The following is an 8,363-nucleotide window of genomic DNA, read 5'->3' as shown; positions in this document are numbered from 1 at the left end:
ATGCATGACAACACTTAGAACTGGCACAAGCCGGTCAAGCCTGTGAGGAACTCGACATGTCGCTGTTGATCCGTGGCGCTACCGTTATTACCCATGATGAAAGTTACCGAGCCGATGTTTTATGCGCAGACGGTCTAATCCGCGCCATTGGCACTGATCTGGATATTCCCGCCGGCACCGAGATACTCGACGGCAGCGGTCAATACCTGATGCCCGGCGGCATCGACCCCCATACCCATATGCAGTTGCCCTTCATGGGCACCGTGGCCAGTGAAGATTTTTTCAGTGGCACGGCCGCCGGGTTGGCGGGCGGCACCACGTCGATCATCGACTTCGTGATTCCCAACCCGCAGCAATCCCTGCTGGAAGCCTTCCATCAGTGGCGCGGCTGGGCCGAGAAGTCGGCGTCCGACTACGGCTTTCACGTCGCCATTACCTGGTGGAGCGAGCAGGTCCGCGAGGAAATGGCCGAGCTGGTGAGCCAACACGGCATCAACAGCTTCAAGCATTTCATGGCGTACAAGAACGCAATCATGGCCGCCGACGACACCTTGGTGGCGAGCTTCGAACGCTGCCTGGAACTGGGTGCGGTACCGACGGTGCATGCCGAAAACGGCGAGCTGGTGTATCACCTGCAACGCAAGCTGATGGCCCAGGGCATTACCGGGCCTGAAGCGCATCCGTTGTCGCGGCCTTCGCAGGTGGAAGGTGAAGCCGCCAGCCGGGCGATCAGGATTGCCGAAACCATCGGCACGCCGCTGTACCTGGTGCACGTGTCCACCAAGGAAGCGCTGGATGAAATTACCTACGCCCGCAGCAAGGGCCAGCCGGTGTACGGCGAAGTATTAGCCGGGCATCTGCTGCTGGACGACAGCGTGTATCAACACCCCGACTGGCAGACCGCCGCCGGCTATGTGATGAGCCCGCCCTTCCGCCCGCGCGGGCATCAGGAGGCACTGTGGCATGGCTTGCAATCGGGCAACCTGCACACCACCGCCACCGACCATTGCTGCTTCTGCGCCGAGCAAAAAGCCGCCGGGCGGGATGACTTCAGCAAAATTCCCAATGGCACTGCCGGTATCGAAGACCGCATGGCGCTGTTGTGGGATGAGGGCGTGAACACTGGGCGCTTGTCGATGCAGGAATTCGTTGCGCTGACGTCTACCAACACCGCGAAGATCTTCAACCTGTATCCACGCAAAGGAGCGATCCGCGTGGGGGCCGATGCTGACCTGGTGCTGTGGGACCCGCAAGGCACACGGACCATTTCCGCGAAGACTCACCACCAGAAAGTCGACTTCAACATCTTCGAAGGCAAGACCGTGCGCGGCGTGCCGAGCCATACCATCAGCCAGGGCAAGCTGGTCTGGGCGGATGGGGATTTGCGCGCCGAACGGGGTGCGGGTCGGTATATCGAACGGCCGACGTATCCGCCGGTGTTTGAGCAGTTGAGCAAGCGGGCGGAGCGTTCCAGGCCGGTTGCTGTGAAACGCTGAAAGCGGCCTTCGGCCTATCGCGGGCAAGCCCGGCTCCCACATTTGAAATGCATTCCCCTGTGGGAGCTGGCTTGCCTGCGATGAGGCCGGTACAGGCAACAAAAAAACCACTGCCCACCAGAGGCAGCACCTCAAAAACCGTGAGGCCAATACCGTGATCCAGACCCTGAACCATCTTCCCCACCCCCATGAAGATGCGGCGGCCCTCGCCGCGCATTTCACCGACCTGGCGCCGCCGCTCAATGCCCGGCAAGCCCAACTGGAAGCGTCGCGCTGCCTCTACTGCTACGACGCGCCGTGCGTCAACGCGTGCCCCAGCGAGATCGATATCCCGTCGTTCATCCGCAATATCCACACGGAGAACGTCCAGGGCGCCGCGCAGAAGATTCTCTCGGCGAATATCCTCGGCGGCAGTTGCGCCCGGGTCTGCCCGACGGAAATCCTCTGCCAGCAAGCCTGCGTGCGCAACAATGCCGAGGAATGCGCCCCGGTGCTGATCGGCCTGTTGCAGCGTTACGCGGTGGACAACGCGCACTTCAGCGAACACCCGTTCCAGCGCGCCGCGCCCACCGGCAAGCGCATCGCGGTGGTCGGCGCCGGGCCTGCGGGGTTGTCCTGCGCCCATCGCAGCGCCTTGCACGGCCATGACGTGGTGATTTTCGAAGCCCGGGAAAAAGCCGGCGGCCTGAATGAATACGGGATCGCCAAGTACAAGCTGGTGGATGACTTCGCGCAAAAGGAACTGGATTTCCTCCTGCAAATTGGCGGCATTGAGATCCGTCACGGCCAGCGCCTGGGCGACAACCTGACCTTGAGCGAACTGCACCAGCAGTTCGATGTAGTGTTCCTCGGCCTTGGCCTGGCTGCCAGCAAACAGCTCGGCCTGCCACACGAAGACGCCCCCGGCCTGCTCGCCGCCACCGACTACATCCGTGAACTGCGCCAGGCCGACGACCTCAGTCAACTGCCCCTGGCCGACCGTTGTATCGTGCTCGGCGCCGGCAACACGGCCATCGACATGGCGGTGCAAATGGCCCGCCTCGGTGCCCGTGACGTCAACCTGGTGTATCGCCGTGGCCTGGCTGAAATGGGCGCCACCGGCCATGAGCAGGACATCGCCAAGGCCAACCAGGTACGCCTGCTGACCTGGGCCCAGCCCGAAGAAGTGTTGCTCGACGACCAGGGCCATGTGCGCGGCATGCGTTTCGCCCGCACCCGCATGGTCGATGGCCGCCTGCAAGCCACCGGCGAGACCTTCGAACTGGCCGCCGACGCGATCTTCAAGGCCATCGGCCAAGGCTTCGACGACGAGGCGCTGCACGACCCGCTGGCCCACCAACTGCAACGCCAGGGCGATCGGATCTTCGTCAACGAACAGCTGCGCACCAGCATCCCCGGTGTGTACGCCGGCGGCGATTGCGTCAGCCTCGGCCAGGACCTCACCGTCCAGGCCGTGCAACATGGCAAGCTGGCCGCTGAAGCCATGCACGCCCAACTCATGCTGAATGTGGAGGCTGCGTAATGGCCGATCTCTCGATTGTATTCGCCGGTATCAAAGCCCCCAATCCGTTCTGGCTGGCCTCCGCGCCGCCTACCGACAAGGCCTACAACGTGGTCCGCGCCTTTGAAGCAGGCTGGGGCGGCGTGGTCTGGAAAACCCTCGGCGAAGACCCGGCCGCGGTCAACGTCTCATCGCGCTACTCGGCGCACTTTGGCGCCAACCGTGAAGTGCTCGGCATCAACAATATCGAGCTGATTACCGATAGGTCCCTGGAGATCAACCTGCGGGAAATCACCCAGGTGAAAAAAGACTGGCCCGACCGCGCACTGATCGTGTCGCTGATGGTGCCGTGTGTTGAAGAATCCTGGAAACACATCCTGCCGCTGGTGGAAGCCACAGGCTGCGACGGCATCGAGCTCAACTTCGGCTGCCCCCACGGCATGCCGGAACGCGGCATGGGCGCGGCGGTGGGCCAGGTGCCGGAGTATGTGGAACAGGTGACGCGCTGGTGCAAGACCTATTGCTCGCTGCCGGTGATCGTCAAGCTCACGCCGAACATCACCGACATACGCGTGGCGGCGCGGGCAGCGTATCGTGGGGGCGCGGATGCGGTGTCGCTGATCAACACCATCAACTCCATCACCAGTGTCGACCTGGAGCGCATGGTCGCCCTGCCGATGGTCGGCACCCAAAGCACCCACGGGGGTTACTGCGGCTCGGCGGTGAAACCCATCGCACTGAACATGGTGGCGGAGATTGCCCGGGACCCACAGACACAAGGCTTGCCGATCTGCGGGATTGGCGGGATTGGCAACTGGCGCGATGCAGCGGAATTCGTCGCGCTGGGCTGCGGCGCGGTGCAGGTGTGCACGGCGGCGATGCTGCATGGGTTTCGGATTGTCGAAGAAATGAAGGACGGGCTGTCGCGGTGGATGGACAGCCAGGGTTACAGCAGCCTGCAGGAATTTTCCGGGCGGGCGGTGGGCAATACGACGGATTGGAAGTACCTGGATATCAATTACCAGGTGATCGCCAAAATTGACCAGGCGGCATGTATTGGCTGTGGGCGTTGCCATATTGCCTGTGAAGACACGTCGCACCAGGCGATTGCCAGCTTGAAGCAGGCGGATGGGACACATAAATACGAGGTGATCGATGATGAGTGCGTGGGGTGCAACCTGTGCCAGATCACCTGCCCGGTGGCGGACTGTATCGAGATGGTGCCGGTGGATACCGGGAAGCCGTTTTTGAACTGGACGCAGGATCCGAGGAACCCCTACCGCGAGGCGGTGTAGCCTGAATGATCGTTCCCACGCTCCGCGTGGGAATGCATCCGTTGACGCTCCGCGTCACGACCTTAAGAGCGGACGCAGAGCGTCCAGGGCGGCACTCTCACGCGGAGCGTGGGAACGATCTAGGGCTCCAACCCGATCCCCCGCAGGATCACACTCGTCACCGTCTGCACCGCCCGCTCAAACTGCATGTCCGACAACGGCTGATGGTCATTCAGGATCTTCACCTGATGGTCAAAGTCGGCATAGTGCTGGGTCGACGCCCAGATCATATACAGCAGGCTCGACGGCTCCACCGGCAAAATCCGCTTGTCCTCCACCCACTGGCGGATCTTCGCTTCCTTCATCTTGGCCCAGTCATACAGGCTCACATCCAGCGCCTCCCCCAGGGTTGGCGCGCCGTGGATGATTTCATTCGCCCAGACTTTCGAACCATAAGGCCGGCTGCGGGAATGTTGCATCTTGGCGCGGATGTAGCTGCTGAGCACCACCCGCGGGTCGTCGAACATCTCGAAGCACAAGGCGTCCTGCTTCCATACCTCGAGCAGGTCGAACAACACCGCGCTGTACAGCTCGCTCTTGGTACTGAAGTAGTAATGCAGGTTGGAGCGCGGCAGTTGCACTTCTTCAGCGATGTCGGCCATGGCGGTGCTGCCATAGCCCTTCTCGGCGAAGACCTTTTCAGCCGCCAGCAGAATCTTTTCGACGTTGACCCGACGAATACCGATCTTGTGATTGCCCATAAGGGCTCCCTGACAACAACATGGCTTCAAGACTACCATCCGCTCTAGATCGCGGCGACACGCCACTGTGAAACTTCGTACAAGAACCTTCCCCGCCGATAGCGGATTGGTTAGCATCGCCATCCCCTCGAAGGATCATCCCCCATGACTATTCGACAGCGAAGCGCGTGCGACGACCCGGTGCTGGGTGCACTGTGGGAACGCTCGGTGCGCGCCACCCATGACTTTCTCAGCGAAGACGACATCCAGCGCCTGCTGCCCCTGGTACGCGACTGCTACCTGCCGATGCCAGCACTTGAAGTGTGGGTGTACGAAGATGCCCAAGGCATTGGCGGCTTCGTCGGCACCGGCGGCAATAATGTCGAGATGCTGTTTATCGACCCGAACCGACGCGGCCAGGGCATCGGTCGCCAGTTGCTGGACTTCGTCCGCGCCCGCCACGACACCCTGCGGGTCGACGTGAACGAGCAGAATCCACAGGCCGTGGGTTTCTACCTGCACTATGGTTTTATCCAGACCGGGCGCTCGCCCGTCGATGGCGAAGGCAAGCCCTTCCCCTTGTTGCACATGGCACTACCGAACGACTGACTCTCACCTGAAGGTATTGAACAATGTTGATCAAGAAGACCCTCACCACCGTCGCCCTGCTCGCTTCCCTGCTGGGCGCCTCGGCCGCGTTTGCCCACGCCCACCTGAAAAGCTCGGAGCCTGCCGCCGACAGCAGCGTCGCCGCGCCCAAGGACCTGCGCCTGACGTTCAGCGAAGGCGTTGAAGCGACCTTCACCAAGGTATCCCTGAGCAAGGACGGCACCGAAGTCGCGATCAAGGGCCTGGAAACCCCGGACGCCGACAAGAAAGTATTGGTGGTGACACCGGCCGCACCCTTGGCCGCCGGCACCTACAAAGTGGTGTGGAACGCGGTCTCGGTGGATACCCACAAGAGCAACGGTGAATACAGCTTCAAGGTCGGCCAATAATCCATGGCAACCCTGCTGGTGCTGTGCCGTTTCCTGCATTTCATCGTCGTGCTGTTGATGTTCGGGGCCTGTGTGTTCAGGCCCTGGCTGCTGGGCGCGGGACCGCAACCGGTGCTGGACCGCCAACTGTCGCGCATCACCCAAGGGTTGGCGTGGCTGGCATTGGTGTCGGGGGTGGCGTGGCTGCTGTTGATCAGCGCGAGCATGGCCGATGTCGGGCTGGGCGCGCTGGAATGGTCGACCGTGCAGTTGGTGCTGGGCAAAACCTTCTTCGGCCAGGTCTGGACCTGGCACTTGCTACTGAACGTGCTGCTGGTTCTGGGCCTGATGACGCCGTGGAAGGCGTTGCGCCTGCCGCTCTGTGCATTGCTGCTGGCGACACTGGCACCGGTGGGCCATGGCGCCATGCTCAATGGCATGGCCGGACAGTTGCTGATCCTCAATCAGGTGGTGCACCTGGTGTGTGTCGGTGCCTGGCTGGGCGGCCTGCTCCTGCTGGTGTTGATCCTCAGGCAATCGCCCCGCTATCCGTTGGAACCGATCCTCAAGCGCTTCAGTGGCATCGGTTATGGCCTGGTGACAGGGCTGCTGGTGACCGGATTGATCAACGTGCGGGTGCTCACCGGGCAGTTCTGGCCGACGCCCTTGTTCACAGGGTTCGCCCTGATCCTGTTGATCAAGGTGCTGCTGGTGTTCGGCATGCTCGCCCTGGCGCTGCTGAACCGCCTGCGGATTCACAACTGTGAGCAGCGGCTGCCTGCCTTGAAGGCCAGCGTGATGATTGAATGGTTACTAGGTGTTTCAGCGGTAGCCGCCGTTTCGCTGCTTGGCACCTTGCCGCCCATGGTTGCAGCGGGATAACTCCTTCCCCACTGACTCCCTTCACGCAGGGAGTCATCGTATAACTTTCGATTGACAACCCCCTGAAACCTCGCAAATATCGCCCCCAATGTTGTACGACAACGTATAACAAAAAATAAAAACAACAAGAAGACAAGGGAGCGTCACTGTGAGCCAACACGTCCGCCATTTCTCCGGCACCACCCGTTTTGCCGCCATCGGTTTGAGCAGCCTGGCCTTTACCCTCCCCGCCACCGCCTCGGCAGAAGGCTTCATCGATGACGCCACCGCCACGCTCAACCTGCGCAACGCCTACTTCAACCGCAACTTCACCAACCCCGCCTACCCCCAGGGCAAGGCCGAGGAGTGGACGCAAAACTTCATTCTCGATGCCAGGTCCGGCTTCACCCAAGGCACCGTCGGTTTCGGCCTGGACGTGCTGGGCCTGTACTCGCAGAAACTCGACGGCGGCAAAGGTACCGCCGGCACCCAACTGCTGCCGACCCGCAGCGATGGCCGCCCTGCCGATAACTTCGGGCGCCTGGGCGTGGCGCTGAAAACCAAGCTGTCGAACACCGAATTGAAAGTCGGCGAATGGATGCCGGTACTGCCGATCCTGCGCTCGGATGACGGCCGCTCACTGCCGCAAACGTTCCGCGGCGCCCAGGTAACGTCCAGGGAAATCGCCGGCTTGACCTTGTATGGCGGCCAGTTTCGCGGCAACAGCCCGCGCAACGACGCGAGCATGGATGATATGTTTCTCAACGGCAAAGCCGCATTCACCTCGGACCGCTTCAACTTCGGCGGCGGCGAATACACCTTCAACGACAAGCGCACCCAGGTTGGCGTGTGGTACGCCGAACTCAGTGACATCTACCAGCAACAGTATTTCAACCTCACCCACAGCCAGCCCGTGGGCGACTGGACCCTGGGCGCCAACCTCGGATTCTTCACCGGCAAGGAAGACGGCAAGGCCCTGGCCGGCGACCTCGACAACAAAACCGCGTTCGCCCTGCTCTCGGCCAAATACAAAGGCAACAGCTTCTATATCGGCCTGCAGAAACTCACCGGCGACAGCGCCTGGATGCGGGTCAACGGCACCAGCGGCGGCACCCTGGCCAACGACAGCTACAACGCCAGCTACGACAACGCCAAGGAAAAGTCCTGGCAGGTGCGGCACGACTTCAACTTCGTGGTACTGGGCATTCCCGGGTTGACCATGATGAACCGCTACATCAGTGGCGATAACGTGCACACCGGGGCGATCACCAATGGCAAGGAGTGGGGCCGTGAGTCGGAGCTGGCCTACACGGTACAAAGCGGTCCACTGCGGGACCTGAATGTGCGCTGGCGCAACGCAACGATGCGCCGGGATTTCAGTACCAACGAGTTTGATGAGAACCGGATATTCATCAGTTACCCGCTGTCGCTGTTATAGCGGTTTACAAACAACCGGAAAGGCTTTTGTGGCGAGGGAGGTTGCCGTGGGGAGGGAGATTGCTGTGGCGAGGGAG

General features: G+C 61.5%; 8 protein-coding genes. 7 read left to right on the top strand and 1 reads right to left on the bottom strand.

Annotated features, from left to right (window positions below; translation table 11 throughout):
• Nucleotides 1-56: 56 nt before the first annotated feature.
• The 3 genes from hydA (at nucleotide 57) to preA (ending at nucleotide 4,292) form a co-directional block, all read left to right on the top strand.
• Entirely contained in the window at nucleotides 57-1,496 is a 1,440-nt protein-coding gene (hydA, locus tag HX873_RS23485; protein ID WP_003207833.1) for a dihydropyrimidinase, read from the top strand.
• Between the two features lie 154 nt (nucleotides 1,497-1,650).
• The gene (locus HX873_RS23480) at nucleotides 1,651-3,018 is read left to right on the top strand and encodes an NAD(P)-dependent oxidoreductase (protein WP_177123280.1); all 1,368 of its coding nucleotides are present in this window, start codon (nucleotides 1,651-1,653) and stop codon (nucleotides 3,016-3,018) included.
• Nucleotides 3,018-4,292: an NAD-dependent dihydropyrimidine dehydrogenase subunit PreA gene (gene preA, locus HX873_RS23475; RefSeq protein WP_003207829.1), complete on the top strand. Its 1,275-nt coding sequence runs from the start codon at nucleotides 3,018-3,020 to the stop codon at nucleotides 4,290-4,292. Before HX873_RS23480 ends, preA begins: the two co-directional genes overlap by 1 nt.
• Nucleotides 4,293-4,411: 119 nt before the next feature.
• Here the strand turns inward: preA and HX873_RS23470 are convergent, their stop codons facing one another.
• Nucleotides 4,412-5,032: a TetR/AcrR family transcriptional regulator gene (locus tag HX873_RS23470; protein WP_003207828.1), complete on the bottom strand. Its 621-nt coding sequence runs from the start codon at nucleotides 5,030-5,032 to the stop codon at nucleotides 4,412-4,414.
• Between the two features lie 144 nt (nucleotides 5,033-5,176).
• Here HX873_RS23470 and HX873_RS23465 point away from each other — a divergent pair, with 144 nt between their 5' ends.
• The 4 genes from HX873_RS23465 to HX873_RS23450 all read left to right on the top strand — a co-directional run bounded on the left by HX873_RS23465 (nucleotide 5,177) and on the right by HX873_RS23450 (nucleotide 8,287).
• Nucleotides 5,177-5,620, top strand: a complete 444-nt coding sequence (locus HX873_RS23465) for a GNAT family N-acetyltransferase (protein WP_087694483.1) — start codon at nucleotides 5,177-5,179, stop codon at nucleotides 5,618-5,620.
• Between the two features lie 23 nt (nucleotides 5,621-5,643).
• Nucleotides 5,644-6,009, top strand: a complete 366-nt coding sequence (gene copC / locus HX873_RS23460; RefSeq protein WP_003207825.1) for a copper homeostasis periplasmic binding protein CopC — start codon at nucleotides 5,644-5,646, stop codon at nucleotides 6,007-6,009.
• Nucleotides 6,010-6,012: 3 nt separating this feature from the next.
• Nucleotides 6,013-6,870 (top strand): copper homeostasis membrane protein CopD, encoded by an 858-nt coding sequence (gene copD, locus HX873_RS23455; RefSeq protein WP_177123279.1) that lies wholly within the window; start codon nucleotides 6,013-6,015, stop codon nucleotides 6,868-6,870.
• A gap of 148 nt (nucleotides 6,871-7,018) precedes the next feature.
• Nucleotides 7,019-8,287, top strand: coding sequence for an OprD family porin (locus HX873_RS23450; protein WP_177123278.1), 1,269 nt, complete (start codon nucleotides 7,019-7,021; stop codon nucleotides 8,285-8,287).
• Nucleotides 8,288-8,363: the final 76 nt, after the last annotated feature.

The organism is Pseudomonas sp. P7758, assembly GCF_013386485.1.
Taxonomy (GTDB): domain Bacteria; phylum Pseudomonadota; class Gammaproteobacteria; order Pseudomonadales; family Pseudomonadaceae; genus Aquipseudomonas.
The sequence above is the reverse complement of the archived record's forward strand: the minus strand, read 5'-3'. Positions and strand labels throughout refer to the sequence as shown.